Raw genomic sequence first — 16,325 nt, forward strand, 5'->3', positions numbered from 1 at the left:
TTCTGTAACTTATGGAATTTTTAAGGAAATTTTAAGGTTTTCTTTCGCAAAAAATTAAGAATCAAATGATATGATAAAAGTAACATAGGGGAGGAGAAGAGTGTGAATCCGTTTCAAACGATGCGAGCTAGATATTTTTTAATTGTATTTGCACTATTAACTTTAGTTGCAAGAGTCAGTAATGAATTGATAGAAAATACATTTCATATGCAAAATTCTGCTTTTATAAATATTCTTATATTCTACATCCTTCCGATTACATGGATTTTTTATGAGTATAGAAAACACCGTGTTTCCTTTTCATTATTTGTTAATAAAAATGAAACATTTAACCTGGTGCAAGTTTTATACATTGCGATTATGTTATGCGTATTTAGTTACGGGTATCTTATTTTGTACATGTATAGCTTTGCGTGGATTACACCGGAATTTATTATGAACGCATTACGTGAACCGATTATAGATAGTACAGGGGGCTATGTATATCAAGTTATTATGGTCGTATTCATCGCACCAATTATTGGTGAATTTGTTTTTCGCGGATTTTTACTGCAACGCTTTGCAGCAAAATGGGGAACGAGTATAGCGATCATTGTAGTAGCGATGTTGTTTGCGTTGCTACATGTTGATTTCCTAGGCGCAGTTGTATTTAGCGTTGTACTATCGATCGTATATATTCGTACGAATAGTTTACTCATGCCAATTGCTATTCACATGTTAAACAATGCATTTGTAATCGGTGCTTCTTTTCTAATAAATAAAGAAGAGATAATGAGTTTTGCAGATTTCTCAAATTATACGACGTTCTTTCCAGGACTAATTATTTTTATAACGGGATTAAACTTAGTACTCATCTTTTTATTTGTTAACCGCAAATATTGGAGTAAAGAAATGCCAGCTATATATGTAGAGCAAGAAAAGAGTTTTTCAGATGTAGTGGGGGATAAAGTGAAACTATAATTAGCCATCATCAATCTGGCGTTTACGGACAGCTCGACTCTGACCTAACTTCTTTGCTCCAACTGAATTTTGATGTGGGAGTTTTACTGCCCGCAAATAGCGGGATAAATGAGATGAATAAGGCAATTGAAAGGGATGTATAAAATTATATGAATGAAACAATATCATCAAATAAGTTTTTTTATTTGATTTTGCTTAGTATTGTGCTGATAACGACAGTCAATGTTATTCTTCGCTGGGAGGAAGCTTATTTCTTTATGTATTTAGCACTCCATTTGTTAGGAATATTATGTATAAGCGGCGGAATAGTTGCTGAAAAAAAGAGTGAAGAAAGCATTAATTATATGTGTGTGACCGGTCTAATTTTACTTTTAGCTGTACAAGGTATTATGAAATATAGTTCTTTTTCTTTACAAGATTTTAGTCTATTGATGGATGTACTTCCTTAAGGGGGCACGTTATGTTATGTAAGAAGCAAATAGGATACGTACTAGTTTTAATTGGATTTTTTACGCTTATTGTAACGACGTTATTTTTTCAGGACTATGAATATATACGCTATATAAAAGGCGCTGGTTTCATATGTTGGGTTGTAAGTATATTTCTTATCCCAGATTATGAACCGAAGAAAGTGTCTAAAGGTAGGTAAAACTCTTCTTTTTGTAGAAGAGTTTTTTTATATAACTAGAAGGCTCTCGAGCAATTCGCGTAATAAGCTTGTTCTAATTTAGCATGTACGAACTTACAATAATAATAGACAGGCAGCATAGAGGAGGGAATAGCGTGAGGAAGGTTATTGGGTGGTCGCTTTTTTTGTACGTTGGGTTTGCATTGCTTATATATTGGTATTTATTTGGATGGAATCATGAACTTATTCCGGACATGTATAAAGGAACGAGTGCAGATCCAGAAACGTTTATGAATGCAAGAGAGCTTACGCTAAGCCAAGATTATTCGCGCGTGAAAAATTTACTGTACTTTTTAGCGACGCCTCTTGAATGGATTATTTTATTATTTGTACTTGTGCTCGGTGTTTCAAGAAAGTTTGAGAAATGGTCGAAGGAAACGACGAAAATAAGTGTCCTGCAAGTTGCGATTTATTTCTTTTATTTATCACTACTCACAACAGTTCTTGCCCTGCCGATGCAATGGATTAGCCGAAAAGTGTCCGTTGATTATGGCATTTCAACGCAAAGTACACAAAGCTGGATAAAAGATCACGTTATCGGTTTTTGGGAAAGTTATGCGACGATGTTAATTGTAGTTGCCGTTCTTCTATGGCTTATCCGTAAATTTCCGAAGAGATGGTGGCTAGCAGGATGGGCACTCTCTGTTCCATTTACAATCTTTTTAACATTCATACAGCCTGTCGTTATTGATCCACTGTATAACGACTTCTCGACGCTGCAAAATAAAGAATTAGAAACGAAAATTTTAGCGATAGCAGATAAAGCTGATATTCCAGCTAAACATGTATATGAAGTAAATATGTCGGAAAAAACGAATGCGTTAAATGCATATGTAACAGGAATTGGCCCTAACGCCCGTATTGTAATGTGGGATACAACGCTTAAGCAATTAAAAGATAAAGAGATTTTATTTATAATGGCCCATGAAATGGGACATTATGTTATGAAACATATATATTGGGGCGTAGCGAGTTATATGTTGCTATCGTTTATAGGGATGTATCTCATTAGCCGTATTATAAATATGTGTATTCGAAAATGGGGAGGTACGCTGCAAATTTCAAAAGTAGCATGTTTTTCAATTTTACCTTTATTTTTCTTAATTTCTTCTGTATTCTCTTTTGCATCACAACCAGCAACAAACTACGTTTCACGAATAGAAGAACGAGCGGCAGATCAATATGCTTTAAATATGACGAAAGATGGAAAATCTGGTGTGAGAACGTTTCAATATTTATCAAAAACAAGCTTAAGCCAAGTGAATCCACCTGCGTTAGTAAAATTTTTCTTATACACACATCCACCGATTTTCGAAAGAATTCATACGTTTGAACAATATGAGAAACAAAAAAACAAGAAGTAGCGATTATGCTACTTCTTTTTTATAGAAATATAAGTTTGGTATTGGGAATATTTATCATTGCTTTTTATTGTGATTTTGTAAATAATAAGCTATAAAATTCTAAAAATCTATATATAAAGGAATAAAGGTGAAAAAATGTATTTTTTAAAAAATTTAAAAGTGAAATATAAATTATTATCGCTTATTTCATTAGCAGTATTGAGCATGGTAATTATGAGCTGCGTAGCAATTAATTCTATTAACAAGATTAAGCATGATACAGAGGTTGTAGTAGATGATTATCAACATTCTGTAGTTTTATTAGAAGGAATGCTTCGTACACAAAATTCACTAGAGTATAACTTACTAGAATTAATTACAGCGTCACCAAATGAGGGGACAAATAAAGAGGGGATTATTGGTAATATTGAAAAGGATCTTGAAAAATATGATTCTTTATTAAAAGAATATGATGATGGCTTCAATTTAAGTAAGCAAGAGGATGAACTGTTTCAGAAGATGAAGAAATCTTTGCCAAGTTATATGGAGACATATAAGAAGTTGTTTGACAAAGCGAAGGGAACAAATGAATCTCAAATGGTAAACGAATTTCATAAGGAATTAAAACCGAAGGGAGTAGAGTTAGCTAGTTATGCTGTAGATCTAGAAGCGTATGTTTCAAATTTAGCTGACCAAGTATTTAAAGATTCTCAAAAAATGATAGATCGGTCCGTTATTACTTTTATCATTCTTGTAGTAGTTACTACAATCATTATATGTATAGTAAGCTATATTATTAGCAAGCTTATAGTTGCTCCTTTACAAACGGTTAGTCGTATGATGGAAAGAGCAAAAGAAGGAGATTTAACTGTACATGGTGAGTATAATGCTAAAGATGAATTAGGTGTATTAGTAAGTGATTTTAACGAAATGATTGCAGGGCTAAGAACGAATATGCAAGAAATAGAGAATAATATTCAGCTTTTATTCCAACATGCAGACGGAGTAGTATCTGCATCGGAAGTATCTAGTGGTGCAGCGAAGAAAATCACTATAGATATTGAAGAAGTTGCAAATGGCGCAGAGAGTCAAATGCAAGCAATGGAGCAAACTGCGGGTGCGATGGAAGAGTTGACACAAGGAATGCAGAGCATAGTGAATACATCATCCTCTGTAAATGAATTGTCTGCTCAATCAGCATTAGATGCAGAGAGTGGTAACAAATTAATGAAACAAATGATTCAACAGATGGATACAATCCAAAATTCAGTACATAGCGGTGTGAAACAAGTAGAGACTATGAAAGAACAATCAGAAGAAATTGTTAAAATCATTGATGTTATGCAAGGTATTACCTCTCAGATTAACTTATTAGCATTAAACGCCGCAATTGAGGCTGCACGTGCTGGGGAAAGTGGTAGAGGATTTGCAATTGTGGCAGATGAAGTAAGAAAATTAGCAGAACAATCTAGTGATTCTGCAAAACAAATTGAGAAGCTTATTACTCAAGTTATGGGAACAACGAACCATACGGTACATATGATGGGGAAAGTAGATAATGAGGTACAGGCAGGTACACAAGTAGTAATGCATACAGAAAAAGTATTTGGAAAAATTACAGAAAAAGTACAGCAAGTATCTGAGCAAATTCAAACGGTATCTATGTCTACAGATGAAATTGCAGCGAGTAGTGAAGAGATTTCGGCTTCTGCAGAAGACATGGCTCAAATTTCCCAAAGATCATCTGACCGAACTGATAGGGTAAAAGAGTCTATTCAACAGCAAGAAAAATCTGTTCAAGAGATCTCGGTTTCAATTGAACATATGCATAATGCAGCCGGAGGATTAAAACAAATAGTTGCCCAATTTACTCTTCAAAAGTAGTAGTATATTTAAGTTTTAATATGGAAAAATTCTTCTCAATGAATAAAAAGATCATCCTATGTAAAAAAGGATGATTTTTTTATGGGAATTTTGTGCGGGTACTATTTTGTATATTCTAATTTTTTACAATTTTCCAATTCTAATATATAATAATACGTAATGTTTTGGAGATTTTTCGTTTGTAAAAGGTAGGTTATAGGAGGAGAGAAAGGGTGTTCAATAAAAAATCAATGCCGGCTATAAAAATGATCCTTTCGATGTCTATTTTCGGATCAATTGGATTTTTTTCTGTTCAAACAGGTTTACCGTCTTTTGAATTAGTATTCGTTCGTTGCATTTGTGCGACTATATTTTTAGCATTATGTTGGCTCGTAACAGGACAGTATAAAAGTGAGAAATGGAATAAAAAAGAAGTAATGCAAATATTAGCATGCGGTGTATTTCTCGTTTTTAACTGGGTATTTTTATTTAAAGCGTTTGAAGTGATGTCGATTACAATTGCGATTTCAGTTTATCATCTTGCACCCATTATCGTATTAATGATTGGTAGTATTGTATTTAAAGAAAGGCTTACAGTGTTTGCGGTTATGTCCATTGTCATTTGTTTTATCGGTACCGTTTTAGTAGCTGGAATAGATGGAAGTCTATCGCTCGAAAAACTGATGTCGTCTGGAATGGTATGGGCACTTCTTGCAGCTTTATTTTATGCTTTTACTACTTTATTAGGAAAAGGAATTCAGCATACGAGCGCATATGCAATGACCTTTTTACAAACATTTTTAGGTATATTTTTATTGCTACCATTCGTAGATTTTGGCAAGTTTCAAGGGTTAACAGAGATGAACTGGATGATGATCACAGCGACAGGACTTATACATACGGGATTTGTATATTACTTATTTTTTGACAGTTTAAGAGGTTTATCGACGAGATTAATTTCTGTATTGGTGTTTTTAGATCCTGCGGTTGCAATCCTATTAGATACAGTGTTTACAGGATTTAGACCAACTAGTATGCAAGTAGTAGGGATTGTTCTTATATTTGTAGGAATGGCATTTACTTTTCGAAAAACAAAGGACGAAAAAATAGCGGTAAAAGAAAGTTTGTATTCTTAATTGTAAATAATTAGGTGTATTCTATTGGAAATTTTTTTATTTTTTGTACAATATAAAAGATAGGAAAATAAAGGAAAAGGTAGATGAGAGAGATGAAAAAGCTAGTAAAGGTAGCGACATCGTTAACTTTAATGGGAGGAATATTTGTAGGTGCAAATGGCGTGTCTGCAAATACAGATGTTATCGAAAAATCTGGTCCTAATATTATGATAGAGTTTGATGATGTAACAACAGGTCATTGGGCATATGATGAAATTACGAATTTAGTATATCATCGCATTATGTATGGGTATGGAAATGGTAAGTTTGGGACAGAAGATAATATAACACGCGAACAGGCGGCGGCAGTATTACATCGTGCACTTCATTTAAAGCGTAGTGTGTTTAATGAAAATCCATATGGAGATATTAGTGGGAAATCGACAATGTTTCCTTACGAAATTTTACATTTAACGAATATTGGTATTTTTAAAGGAGATGAAAATGGAAATTTCCGTCCGAAAGATACACTGACTCGTGCAGAATTAGCACAAATTTTAACGAAAGCATATGAGTTGAAAACAAAGAGTCCACATACATTTACAGATATACCAGAAAACCATTGGGCAAGAGATGCAATTAGCGCATTACAGTCTAATAATGTAGCGATAGGAACGGGAAATGGCAAGTTCGAGCCTGAAATGCTCGTTACACGCGGGCAATTTGCGAAGTTTTTACAACGATCAATTGATAATTCTCCAGGGAAAATGGAATAGATAAAGAGAAAGCTCATAATTTGTAGAGGAGACATCCTTCGCTCATTATGGGCTTTTATTAATAGATAGGTTCTTATTTTCGTATGTTGTAGTCCAGTGGATATTCTTTGTCGAAACGTCGATATATAAGGAGTAACAACATATATTTGCGTTTTTTGTCTAGAAAATGAACTTTTAAAATGTGAAGGATTTCTTTTTTAGAAAGTAGAATATTTAATGTATAGAAACACCTTTAAATGACCATAGGAAAGGGAAATGATTTGCGTACAATTCGGTATAAAAATTGAAATTGAGAGCGAATTGGCTCTCCTTTAGTAGTGATTTTCACAATAATAGATTTTTTAAATGTAATATATTGCATAATGGGTGCGAAGGCAACATATGTAATATTGGAAAGGATTGCAGTCTATTATTTTCCGTTTTTTCAAATGGAGATAAAGGGGAGAGGGCAATGAAGAAGAACATGTTACGTATAATGGCAACGGTAACTATTATGGGCGGCTTGTTTGTAAGTACAAATGTTCCAAACGTAAAAGCAGAAGAATATCCAGAAATGATTGTTTTTGATGATGTTCCAGTAAACCACTGGGCATATGACGATATAATGGACGTAGTATACAATAAAGTAATGTTAGGCTATGGAAATGGTAAGTTTGGTGTAGGAGATAATGTAACACGAGAACAAGTAGCAGCAGTACTCTATCGTACATTGAATTTGAAAAAAGAAGGACCTTTAAAAAATCCATACAAAGATATTTCTGAGAGGGCAACAATGTTTTTAGATGAAATTTTAGTATTAACAAAGCATGGTATTTTTGAAGGTGATGAAAAAGGAAACTTTAGACCAGTCGCACCTGTGACACGTGCAGAAATGGCGCAAATTCTTACGAAGGCATTTACATTTGAGGTAAAGAAAAACCATACATTTAAAGATGTACCAAATAATCATTGGGCAAAAAATGCGATTAGTGCACTGCAGTCTAATCATGTCATAGTAGGAACAGGAAATGGGAAATTTGAACCGAATACAGTTGTAACACGTGAGCAATATGCAACGTTTTTAAATAAAGCTGTTTTTTATTTTCCTGTAAAAGATGAAGATTATGAATAAAAGTTAAAATATAAGGACATTTAAAATATATCAATATAATATAAAACAAGAAAAAAGCGCGGAAATCCCACGCTTTTTTCTTGTTTTATATTATTTATAAGTATATCGATTTTCTGTTCATAATTTATTTGTTGGAATTTAGTGGATAAGAAGAGGTTGAATAAAGTAACTTTTTCTTGCTTAAATATATGATTTAGTAACTTTATTATTAATAGAGTGTAAATAAAAGTATATGAAATATAGTTCATAAATTAGACAAAAATCACATGGGAATTGTATTGTTACGCTTTCGTTAATTCTTTATATTAGAAAAAAATATGTTTTTAGGGAGAGAATACTTTGAAGAAAAAAATTTTAAAAGTAGCAACAGCTTTAACAATTATGGGTGGAGTAGCATTTAGTGCTGAGGGGAATACAGCAAAAGCTGAATTAGCTGCAAAGCCACAACAAGCAAGTCCAGTTATCTTTAAAGATGTACCAGCAGGACATTGGTCTTATAAAGCAATTCAAACTTTAGCAGAACATGAAATTATGCTTGGTTACGGAAATGGTGTGTTCGGTTTTGGACATAACGTAAATCGTGAACAAGTAGCCGCTTTAATTTATCGCGCACTAGATCTTGATGAAGAATTTGGTGAAGATGAGGTATTAGAAAGCCCATATAATGATATTGTTGATGATAACTCAACGATGTTTCCTTTTGAAGTGTTAGCAGTAACAGAATTAGGTATCTTTACAGGTGACGAGAATGGAAACTTCAGACCAAAAGCTACGTTAACACGTGCAGAAATGGCGCAAGTTCTTACAAGAGCATTTGGATTACAAGTACAAGGAACAGCAACATTTAAAGATGTACCAAAGGGACATTGGGCAGAAAATGCGATTAATGCAGTAGGTTCAAATGGTATTTCAGTAGGAGATGGAAAGGGTAACTTCGCTCCGAACATGAAAGTAACACGTGAACAATATGCGCAGTTCTTATTTAATTCAATGTTTAAATAAATAATAAAGAAGGAGCTAGTGTTGTATAACATTGGCTTCTTTTTTTATGTGTAATACCGGTAAAAGAATACAGTTTTATAAAAAAACGATTAAATTTTCAAAAAAAACTTCCTTTTCTGAAGATTTGTTATATAATATAAAACATAAAATCAAATCTGTTATAAAACAGTTTAAGAAGGGGATGCTAATATGTCGACGCAAACTTCACGGGTTACATTGCCCGGAGGAATGTTACCAGCGTACAATGAAATATTGACACCTGAGGCGCTTAGTTTTTTGAAGGAACTACATGAAAATTTCAATGAGCGCCGCATAGAACTTTTACAAAAGCGTGCGGAGAAACAAAAGAGAATTGATGCAGGAAAGTTTCCGAAGTTTTTAGAAGAAACAAAGCACATTCGTGAAGCGGACTGGACAATTGCCAAATTGCCAAAAGATTTAGAGGATCGCCGCGTAGAGATTACTGGACCAGTGGATAGAAAGATGGTTATTAACGCTTTAAATTCAGGAGCGCATCTTTTTATGGCAGATTTCGAAGATTCGAATTCACCAACTTGGGAAAATGCGATTGAAGGTCAAATAAATTTACGAGATGCAGTGCGGGGAACGATTTCACATAAAAATGAAAACGGAAAAGAATATCGTTTAAATAGTAAAACAGCAGTATTAATTGTGCGTCCAAGAGGATGGCATTTAGAAGAAAAACATATGCAAGTTGATGGGAAGAATATGTCTGGTAGCTTAGTAGATTTCGGACTTTATTTTTTCCATAATGCAAAGGCTCTTTTAGCAAAAGGAAGCGGTCCATACTTTTACTTACCGAAAATGGAAAGCCATTTAGAAGCAAGGTTATGGAATGATGTTTTCGTATTTGCTCAAAAATATATCGGTATTCCAAACGGAACGATTAAAGCGACGGTGTTACTGGAAACGATTCACGCTTCGTTTGAAATGGATGAAATTTTGTATGAGCTTAAAGATCATTCTGCTGGGTTAAATTGCGGAAGATGGGATTATATTTTCAGCTTTCTAAAGAGTTTCCGTAATCATAATGAATTTTTGCTTCCAGATAGAGCGCAAGTCACGATGACGGCGCCATTTATGCGCGCGTATTCTTTGAAAGTCATTCAAACGTGTCACCGTCGTAATGCACCAGCTATTGGAGGAATGGCAGCACAAATTCCGATTAAAAACAATCCAGAAGCGAATGAAGCAGCTTTTGAAAAAGTGCGTGCAGATAAGGAGCGCGAAGCTTTAGACGGTCATGATGGGACATGGGTTGCCCACCCGGGACTTGTACCAGTCGCGATGGAAGTATTTAATCACATTATGAAAACACCGAATCAAATTTTTAGAAAACGTGAAGAAATACATGTTACAGAAAAGGATTTATTAGAAGTACCAGTGGGAACGATTACAGAAAATGGGCTTCGCCTAAATATTAGCGTAGGTATTCAATATATTGCATCTTGGTTAAGCGGACGGGGAGCAGCACCCATTTATAACTTAATGGAAGATGCTGCAACAGCGGAAATTTCTAGGGCACAAGTATGGCAATGGATTCGTCATGAAGGTGGAAAGCTAAATGATGGTCGTAATATTACGTTTGAATTGATGGAAGAGCTAAAAGAAGAAGAATTAGCAAAAATAGAAAGAGAGATTGGTAAAGAAGCCTTTAAGAAAGGGAGATTCCAAGAGGCGACAACGTTGTTTACAAATCTCGTTCGGAATGATGAATTCGTACCATTTTTAACATTACCGGGTTATGAAATTTTATAAAAAACAAAAAGGGGATGGAACAAATGAAAAACGAAAGAATCGAGAAATTACAAGAGAGCTGGGAACTAGATACGCGCTGGAAAGGGATTACACGTCCATATTCGGCAGAAGATGTAATTCGCTTGCGCGGGTCAATTGATATTGAACATACATTAGCGCGCCGCGGTGCTGAAAAGCTTTGGTCATCGCTTCATACGGAAGATTATATTAACGCACTTGGCGCATTAACAGGAAACCAAGCGATGCAACAAGTGAAAGCTGGGCTAAAAGCAATTTATTTAAGTGGATGGCAAGTCGCTGCGGATGCGAACCTTTCTGGACATATGTATCCAGACCAAAGTTTATATCCAGCGAACAGCGTACCTGCTGTAGTAAAACGAATTAATCAAACACTTCAACGTGCGGATCAAATTCAGCATATGGAAGGAAGTGGTGATACAGATTATTTCGTACCGATTGTAGCAGATGCAGAAGCTGGATTTGGCGGACAATTAAACGTATTTGAACTGATGAAAGGTATGATTGAAGCGGGTGCATCAGGTGTGCACTTTGAAGATCAATTATCTTCAGAGAAAAAATGCGGCCATTTAGGCGGAAAAGTATTACTACCAACGCAAACAGCGGTGCGTAATTTAATCTCGGCACGCCTTGCAGCAGACGTAATGGGAGTGCCGACAATTATCGTTGCAAGAACAGATGCGGATGCAGCAGATTTAATTACGAGCGATATCGATCCGGTTGATAAAGCATTTATTACAGGAGAAAGAACTCCAGAAGGATTTTACCGTACGAAAGCAGGTCTTGATCAAGCAATTGCACGTGGTTTAGCATATGCTCCTTATGCAGATCTCGTTTGGTGTGAAACATCTGAACCAAATTTAGAAGATGCAAAACGATTTGCGGACACAATTCATAAAGAGCATCCAGGGAAATTACTTGCATATAACTGTTCACCTTCATTCAACTGGAAACAAAAATTAGATGAAAAAACAATTGCAAGCTTCCAAAAAGAAATCGCATCTTACGGTTATAAGTTCCAGTTCGTAACACTAGCTGGATTCCACTCATTAAACTACGGCATGTTTGAATTAGCACGTGGCTATAAAGAGCGCGGCATGGCAGCGTACTCTGAACTACAACAAGCAGAATTCGCAGCAGAAAAACACGGCTACTCTGCAACTCGTCACCAACGCGAAGTAGGAACAGGTTACTTTGATGAAGTAGCACAAGTTATTACAGGTGGTACTTCATCGACGACAGCGCTAAAAGGATCTACAGAAGAAGCACAGTTTACGAAATAAAAGGAAGGGGCCCCTTTTTGAAGGGTGCCCCTTTTTATTTTCGGAACGATTTTTCACATATATCGACTTACAGACAAAAAAGACGATATTATTAAATCCACTCAGCTCTATGATCGCGAATAAACTTCATATCTTTCTCATAATGCTCTAAATGTCCTTCATCAATCATTCTTTTGAAATTCAAGTCGCCTTCTTGTGCTTTTCTTTTCATATATGTACATAATGCTTCTAATCGTAGTAACACTATTCCTAAGTAGTCTTCGTCCATACTTTTACCGTAGGACTGGACAAACAATTTCACTCTTTCTTTCATACGGCTAGCATGTTGTACCGATTCATAATGAACTGCCTCACCCGATTCTGTATAATACACTCTACTTAAAGGTACACAAGTATAAAGCGTATAAGCGATATCCCAAATTCTTGGACCAGGAGCAGCAACATCGAAATCAATAATACCTACTGGTTTCTCGTCATTAAAAATAATGTTATATATAGCAAAATCGTTATGGCAAATAACCTCAATGTTATTTGGAGTAAGATCCATCGGTTGCCATTCATCTGATAAGGGAAAGTCACTTACCGCATCATGATAAAGGCGGAGCATCTTTGCTATTTCCTTTAAAGCATCATTAGATCGCATATGTTCTTTTAAAGGATAATTCCCAGCGTCTCCCTCAATAAAGGATAAAATCTCTCTATCTTTTTCATCTACACCTAAAAACTTTGGAGCATGATGAAACCCTTTGTTTTCTAAGTGCTGTAATAATGTATGAATTTTTGCACTGCCTGGCTTTAATTCTCGCCGAACAGTATTTTCAGAACGATACACATTTGATACATTTCCACCTGTAAGCTTTTCTTCGTTGGTGTAGTTTGACATATAATCCCCTCCAATATAACGACTGTACGATTATATTGTAACACTTCAGAACAAGGGATGTAATCGCGTTCAAATGATGTTTGTGTTCACTTTATAGTGAAATCCACACATACTAAAATCAATTATTTACGAATGTATAATCAATTTAATTTGTCAGTTATTTTCAAAAAAGATTGTACATTTCATTTTAAGTATGCTATGATGAAGTCAGTTGAATAGTTAAATTAAGCAATCCATATATTATCAAGTGCCGAAAAACGAACGAGAAAAAGTATGTGAGAACTAGTTTATGTTTCGTGTTTGATAATGTGTGGATTCTTTTTTTATACAGGAAGACTAAAATAAATTGTGTTTTCTTTAGGAGGAAATAATTATGGCAGTAACAGGACAAGTAAAATGGTTTAACAACGAAAAAGGATTCGGTTTCATCGAAGTTCCAGGCGAAAACGATGTATTCGTACATTTCTCTGCAATCGAAACTGAAGGTTTCAAATCTCTAGAAGAAGGTCAAAAAGTTAGCTTCGAAATCGAAGATGGTAACCGTGGACCTCAAGCTAAAAACGTAATCAAACTATAATTTTATAGTTTATTATGGAAAAAAGGGATGGCTGCTGCCATCCCTTTTTTGTTGTAATATACGAGCATAATGATTATAGTTTGGGGAAAAGTATACAAATGAAGTCATACTCGATGTTCGTAGCGGGAATAAAGAAGATCTACACAATACGATTGAAGAAATCTTATTCGCCCGTTTTAGATGAATAAGAAAAAATAGTCATTTTTTTTGAGGACGAAGAAGAGTAAAAGGCTTTCCAAAATGGAAGGCCTTTTACTCTTCTTTTCCAATCTTTTTCTTCTCGCGTTTCTTACATTCAGAGCATTTCGATTTACGAAAAGGCTTTGCGAAGAATAGTAGAATGAAAAACAAACCGAATATAATACTAGCTGAATTTTTCACGATTACAATGCTACTATTTTTCATTTGAATCGTTGGTTGCATTTCTTTTTCTTCCATAGTGGACCTCCATATATTGGATTTTCCTTTTAATTATAGCAAAGTTAATTGTCGTAATGATGCGAAATGAGGAAGTAGTTGTAAATATTTATAGGTATTATAAATACATTTTATATAGGCTTTTTATTATGAAATCACTATAGTGTTAATTTATAATTTAAAAGATATTTGATAAATGATAAATTATTGTAAAAAATCGGAATCTGTAAACCATTTCCTTTTCATAGATGCTAAAATTATATATGCAGCTGCTAATATAAATGTAAAAAAGGAGACAGTAGAATATGGAAAGTAAAGTAGAACGCTATGTCGAAAACTATGTGGTAAATAAAAATACAATGGCCTTACTTCCTGTTATTCTAAGTGAAAAGAAAATTGTTACACGAGTTGTTGAGATGGAAGATTCTTTTTTCGTGTTTCAAAAGCCCCTAGATATTATAGAAAGAAGTTGCCGCAAGCATGGCTCTAGTTTCTTAGGCAGAAAAGAAGGAACGAAAGAGTTAACTCATATTACACATAAAGCACCGATTGCGATTAGTCCGGCAGATCAATTTTATTTTTTCCCTACGTATTCTTACTCTAGAAAAGAGTGCGCTTGGTTGTCTCATTTTTATATTGAAAGTAATAAAGAGTTAAAAGATGGAAATGTTATTGTTAGATTTATAAATGGCTTTGCTGTGAAATTAGAAATATCAAAAAGTAGTTTTGAAAATCAACAAAATCGTACAGCGAAATTGCGTACTGAATATGAAGATCGTAGAAAAAAACAAGGAAATCCTTCCTTTAAATTAATTGATAAAAATGAGGAATCTAGATTAAAACCAGCATATGAGAAAGTGTATTTTGTTAAGGAAGGCGAAATGTGAGAGGATGGGGGAACCCCCATCTTTTTTTATTTGTCAGCTTTTGTCGGTAAGTCGATATATTCGAAAAATCGCTGATAAAAATCGAGTTGTGGTTGATATATTTGAAAAATCGCTGATAAAATGCGAGTTACAATCGATATATTCAGAAAACCGCCGATATAATTTCAGTTACGGAGGAATTTGCAATTAAAACAAAAGGATTATTTCCAAAATCGCAAAACATTCTGTCGAATATTGATAGATTATCATAGCGTAATAATGAAGGAATTCTAATGAGAGATATGGAAACTTAATAATTACATCTCCATATGACGTATCTACCATTTCCTCTTTCATATAAGCGATGATACAGTAGAGGTAGTACTTAGAGTAAAGGGGTAAAGTGTAGAATGGATTTTCAGACAATCAAAGAGTATTTTTCACCAGAAAATATGGATCATATTGTTGAAAGCTATAAAGCGTTCGGACCACTTCTTGGTATTGGTTTACCGATGATAGAAGCGTTGATTCCGGCATTGCCGCTCATCGTATTTGTACTGGCGAATGCTGTTGCATTTGGATTTTGGCTCGGTTTTCTTTATTCTTGGCTTGGATCAGTAATGGGCGCCTTACTTGTCTTTTTCATAATCCGCCATTTTGGCCGAAGTCGTTTCTTTTCTTTTGTAAATAAGCATGAGAGAGTACGAAAGGCAATGGGGTGGATTGAAAGGAAAGGGTTTGCTCCAATTTTCGTCATATTTTGTTTTCCGTTTACACCGTCTGCGCTTATAAATGTTGTCGCTGGTTTATCTCGCATTAGTGTAAAGCAGTTTGGACTTGCGCTCGCGTTCGGAAAGCTTGTGATGATTTTTATTTTAACGTATATCGGTCATGATTTAATGTCATTTATTCATAATCCGGTGAAATCCGTCATTGTAGCAATTGGTATTTTTATTTTATGGTATGTCGGTAAGAAAATCGAAGTAAAGTTAGAACTACATTAAGAATAGTCTTCTTTATAAATGCAGGCTTCATTATTAAAGGGTAAGGGGAGAAGCGGATGAAGAAAACTTTGAAAAAAGAAGGCATAGAGTGGATACGAACAATTTTAATTGGTGTATTATTAGCTGTATTTTTTCGAACGTTTTTCTTTTCAACGTACGTTGTAGAGGGGAAGTCAATGATGCCAACATTGCAAGATGGCAATATGCTCGTTGTAAATAAGGTGAGTTATCAAGTAGGGGACTTGAACAGGTTTGATGTTGTTGTGTTTCATGCGAATAAAAAAGAGGACTACGTAAAACGAATTATCGGTCTACCTGGGGATCAAATTGAATATAAGCATGATAAACTGTATATAAACGGACAATTCGTAGATGAACCTTATTTAGAGACGTATAAGAAAGAGGTAAATGGACGACAACTAACGGGTGATTTTAAACTAGAAGAGTTAACGAAAGAAAATTCGGTGCCACCTGGATATATTTTTGTAGTAGGTGATAATCGCCTCGGGAGCTGGGATAGTAGACATTTTGGATTTGTAAAAGCTGATACAGTTGTCGGTAAAGTTGATTTACGATATTGGCCAATTCAAGAGGTGCAAACGAATTTTTCAAAAGGTTGATATAATAGGTAGAAGTATAG

17 protein-coding genes and 1 pseudogene are annotated in these 16,325 nt (G+C 34.7%); 16 read left to right on the forward strand and 2 right to left on the reverse strand.

Annotated features, from left to right (window positions below):
* The first annotated feature begins 102 nt into the window (after window positions 1–102).
* From NHG49_RS05810 to aceA, 12 genes and pseudogenes are all read left to right on the forward strand, one after another.
* Window positions 103–960: a CPBP family intramembrane glutamic endopeptidase gene (locus NHG49_RS05810; protein WP_064476855.1), complete on the forward strand. Its 858-nt coding sequence runs from the start codon at window positions 103–105 to the stop codon at window positions 958–960.
* A gap of 149 nt (window positions 961–1,109) precedes the next feature.
* The gene (locus tag NHG49_RS05815) at window positions 1,110–1,409 is read left to right on the forward strand and encodes a hypothetical protein (RefSeq protein ID WP_064476854.1); all 300 of its coding nucleotides are present in this window, start codon (window positions 1,110–1,112) and stop codon (window positions 1,407–1,409) included.
* A gap of 11 nt (window positions 1,410–1,420) precedes the next feature.
* Window positions 1,421–1,609 carry a hypothetical protein gene (locus NHG49_RS05820; protein WP_064476853.1) on the forward strand — a complete coding sequence of 63 codons (189 nt, stop codon included), beginning with the start codon at window positions 1,421–1,423 and terminating at the stop codon, window positions 1,607–1,609.
* Between the two features lie 134 nt (window positions 1,610–1,743).
* On the forward strand, window positions 1,744–3,012 hold the full coding sequence (locus tag NHG49_RS05825; RefSeq protein WP_142387420.1) for a M48 family metallopeptidase: 1,269 nt from the start codon (window positions 1,744–1,746) through the stop codon (window positions 3,010–3,012).
* A gap of 135 nt (window positions 3,013–3,147) precedes the next feature.
* Window positions 3,148–3,927: pseudogene (locus NHG49_RS31895) on the forward strand (MCP four helix bundle domain-containing protein); the annotation flags it as partial.
* A 156-nt stretch (window positions 3,928–4,083) separates the two neighbouring features.
* A complete protein-coding gene (locus NHG49_RS31900; RefSeq protein ID WP_423060166.1) occupies window positions 4,084–4,875 on the forward strand; it encodes a methyl-accepting chemotaxis protein in 792 nt (263 codons plus the stop codon).
* Window positions 4,876–5,087: 212 nt separating this feature from the next.
* Window positions 5,088–5,990: a DMT family transporter gene (locus NHG49_RS05835; RefSeq protein ID WP_064476850.1), complete on the forward strand. Its 903-nt coding sequence runs from the start codon at window positions 5,088–5,090 to the stop codon at window positions 5,988–5,990.
* An 83-nt stretch (window positions 5,991–6,073) separates the two neighbouring features.
* Complete coding sequence (locus NHG49_RS05840; protein WP_103655580.1) at window positions 6,074–6,745, forward strand: S-layer homology domain-containing protein; 672 nt, start codon at window positions 6,074–6,076, stop codon at window positions 6,743–6,745.
* 451 nt (window positions 6,746–7,196) lie between these two features.
* Window positions 7,197–7,856 carry an S-layer homology domain-containing protein gene (locus tag NHG49_RS05845; RefSeq protein WP_258125613.1) on the forward strand — a complete coding sequence of 220 codons (660 nt, stop codon included), beginning with the start codon at window positions 7,197–7,199 and terminating at the stop codon, window positions 7,854–7,856.
* 339 nt (window positions 7,857–8,195) lie between these two features.
* Window positions 8,196–8,858 (forward strand): S-layer homology domain-containing protein, encoded by a 663-nt coding sequence (locus NHG49_RS05850; protein WP_064476847.1) that lies wholly within the window; start codon window positions 8,196–8,198, stop codon window positions 8,856–8,858.
* Between the two features lie 189 nt (window positions 8,859–9,047).
* On the forward strand, window positions 9,048–10,637 hold the full coding sequence (aceB, locus tag NHG49_RS05855) for a malate synthase A (protein ID WP_064476846.1): 1,590 nt from the start codon (window positions 9,048–9,050) through the stop codon (window positions 10,635–10,637).
* 23 nt (window positions 10,638–10,660) lie between these two features.
* Window positions 10,661–11,938, forward strand: a complete 1,278-nt coding sequence (gene aceA / locus NHG49_RS05860) for an isocitrate lyase (protein WP_103655894.1) — start codon at window positions 10,661–10,663, stop codon at window positions 11,936–11,938.
* Between the two features lie 91 nt (window positions 11,939–12,029).
* Here the strand turns inward: aceA and NHG49_RS05865 are convergent, their stop codons facing one another.
* Window positions 12,030–12,821 (reverse strand): phosphotransferase, encoded by a 792-nt coding sequence (locus NHG49_RS05865; protein ID WP_064476844.1) that lies wholly within the window; start codon window positions 12,819–12,821, stop codon window positions 12,030–12,032.
* Window positions 12,822–13,194: 373 nt separating this feature from the next.
* Between NHG49_RS05865 and cspA the strand changes: the two genes are divergently transcribed.
* Complete coding sequence (gene cspA, locus NHG49_RS05870; protein WP_000301521.1) at window positions 13,195–13,398, forward strand: RNA chaperone/antiterminator CspA; 204 nt, start codon at window positions 13,195–13,197, stop codon at window positions 13,396–13,398.
* Window positions 13,399–13,650: 252 nt separating this feature from the next.
* On the opposite strand, the gene NHG49_RS05875 is transcribed toward cspA, so the two are convergent.
* On the reverse strand, window positions 13,651–13,836 hold the full coding sequence (locus NHG49_RS05875) for a hypothetical protein (protein WP_000391438.1): 186 nt from the start codon (window positions 13,834–13,836) through the stop codon (window positions 13,651–13,653).
* A gap of 284 nt (window positions 13,837–14,120) precedes the next feature.
* On the opposite strand from NHG49_RS05875, the gene NHG49_RS05880 reads away from it, so the two are divergent.
* The 3 genes from NHG49_RS05880 (at window position 14,121) to lepB (ending at window position 16,305) form a co-directional block, all read left to right on the forward strand.
* Window positions 14,121–14,702 (forward strand): competence protein ComK, encoded by a 582-nt coding sequence (locus NHG49_RS05880; RefSeq protein WP_064476843.1) that lies wholly within the window; start codon window positions 14,121–14,123, stop codon window positions 14,700–14,702.
* Window positions 14,703–15,091: 389 nt separating this feature from the next.
* Window positions 15,092–15,685, forward strand: coding sequence for a TVP38/TMEM64 family protein (locus tag NHG49_RS05885; protein ID WP_000347517.1), 594 nt, complete (start codon window positions 15,092–15,094; stop codon window positions 15,683–15,685).
* Between the two features lie 56 nt (window positions 15,686–15,741).
* Entirely contained in the window at window positions 15,742–16,305 is a 564-nt protein-coding gene (gene lepB, locus NHG49_RS05890) for a signal peptidase I (RefSeq protein ID WP_064476841.1), read from the forward strand.
* Window positions 16,306–16,325 lie beyond the last annotated feature (20 nt).

It is taken from the genome of Bacillus sp. IBL03825, from assembly GCF_024712505.1.
Classification (GTDB): domain Bacteria; phylum Bacillota; class Bacilli; order Bacillales; family Bacillaceae_G; genus Bacillus_A; species Bacillus_A wiedmannii.

Excerpts from the sequence above, each read along its gene's own strand:
- NHG49_RS05815 (WP_064476854.1), top strand. The coding sequence starts at position 1,110 with ATGAATGAAACAATATCATCAAATAAGTTTTTTTATTTGATTTTGCTT.
- NHG49_RS05820 (WP_064476853.1), top strand. The coding sequence starts at position 1,421 with ATGTTATGTAAGAAGCAAATAGGATACGTACTAGTTTTAATTGGATTT.
- NHG49_RS31900 (WP_423060166.1), top strand. The coding sequence starts at position 4,084 with ATGCAAGCAATGGAGCAAACTGCGGGTGCGATGGAAGAGTTGACACAA.
- NHG49_RS05840 (WP_103655580.1), top strand. The coding sequence starts at position 6,074 with ATGAGAGAGATGAAAAAGCTAGTAAAGGTAGCGACATCGTTAACTTTA.
- NHG49_RS05845 (WP_258125613.1), top strand. The coding sequence starts at position 7,197 with ATGAAGAAGAACATGTTACGTATAATGGCAACGGTAACTATTATGGGC.
- aceB (WP_064476846.1), top strand. The coding sequence starts at position 9,048 with ATGTCGACGCAAACTTCACGGGTTACATTGCCCGGAGGAATGTTACCA.
- aceA (WP_103655894.1), top strand. The coding sequence starts at position 10,661 with ATGAAAAACGAAAGAATCGAGAAATTACAAGAGAGCTGGGAACTAGAT.
- NHG49_RS05865 (WP_064476844.1), bottom strand. The coding sequence starts at position 12,821 with ATGTCAAACTACACCAACGAAGAAAAGCTTACAGGTGGAAATGTATCA.
- cspA (WP_000301521.1), top strand. The coding sequence starts at position 13,195 with ATGGCAGTAACAGGACAAGTAAAATGGTTTAACAACGAAAAAGGATTC.
- NHG49_RS05875 (WP_000391438.1), bottom strand. The coding sequence starts at position 13,836 with ATGGAAGAAAAAGAAATGCAACCAACGATTCAAATGAAAAATAGTAGC.
- NHG49_RS05880 (WP_064476843.1), top strand. The coding sequence starts at position 14,121 with ATGGAAAGTAAAGTAGAACGCTATGTCGAAAACTATGTGGTAAATAAA.
- NHG49_RS05885 (WP_000347517.1), top strand. The coding sequence starts at position 15,092 with ATGGATTTTCAGACAATCAAAGAGTATTTTTCACCAGAAAATATGGAT.
- lepB (WP_064476841.1), top strand. The coding sequence starts at position 15,742 with ATGAAGAAAACTTTGAAAAAAGAAGGCATAGAGTGGATACGAACAATT.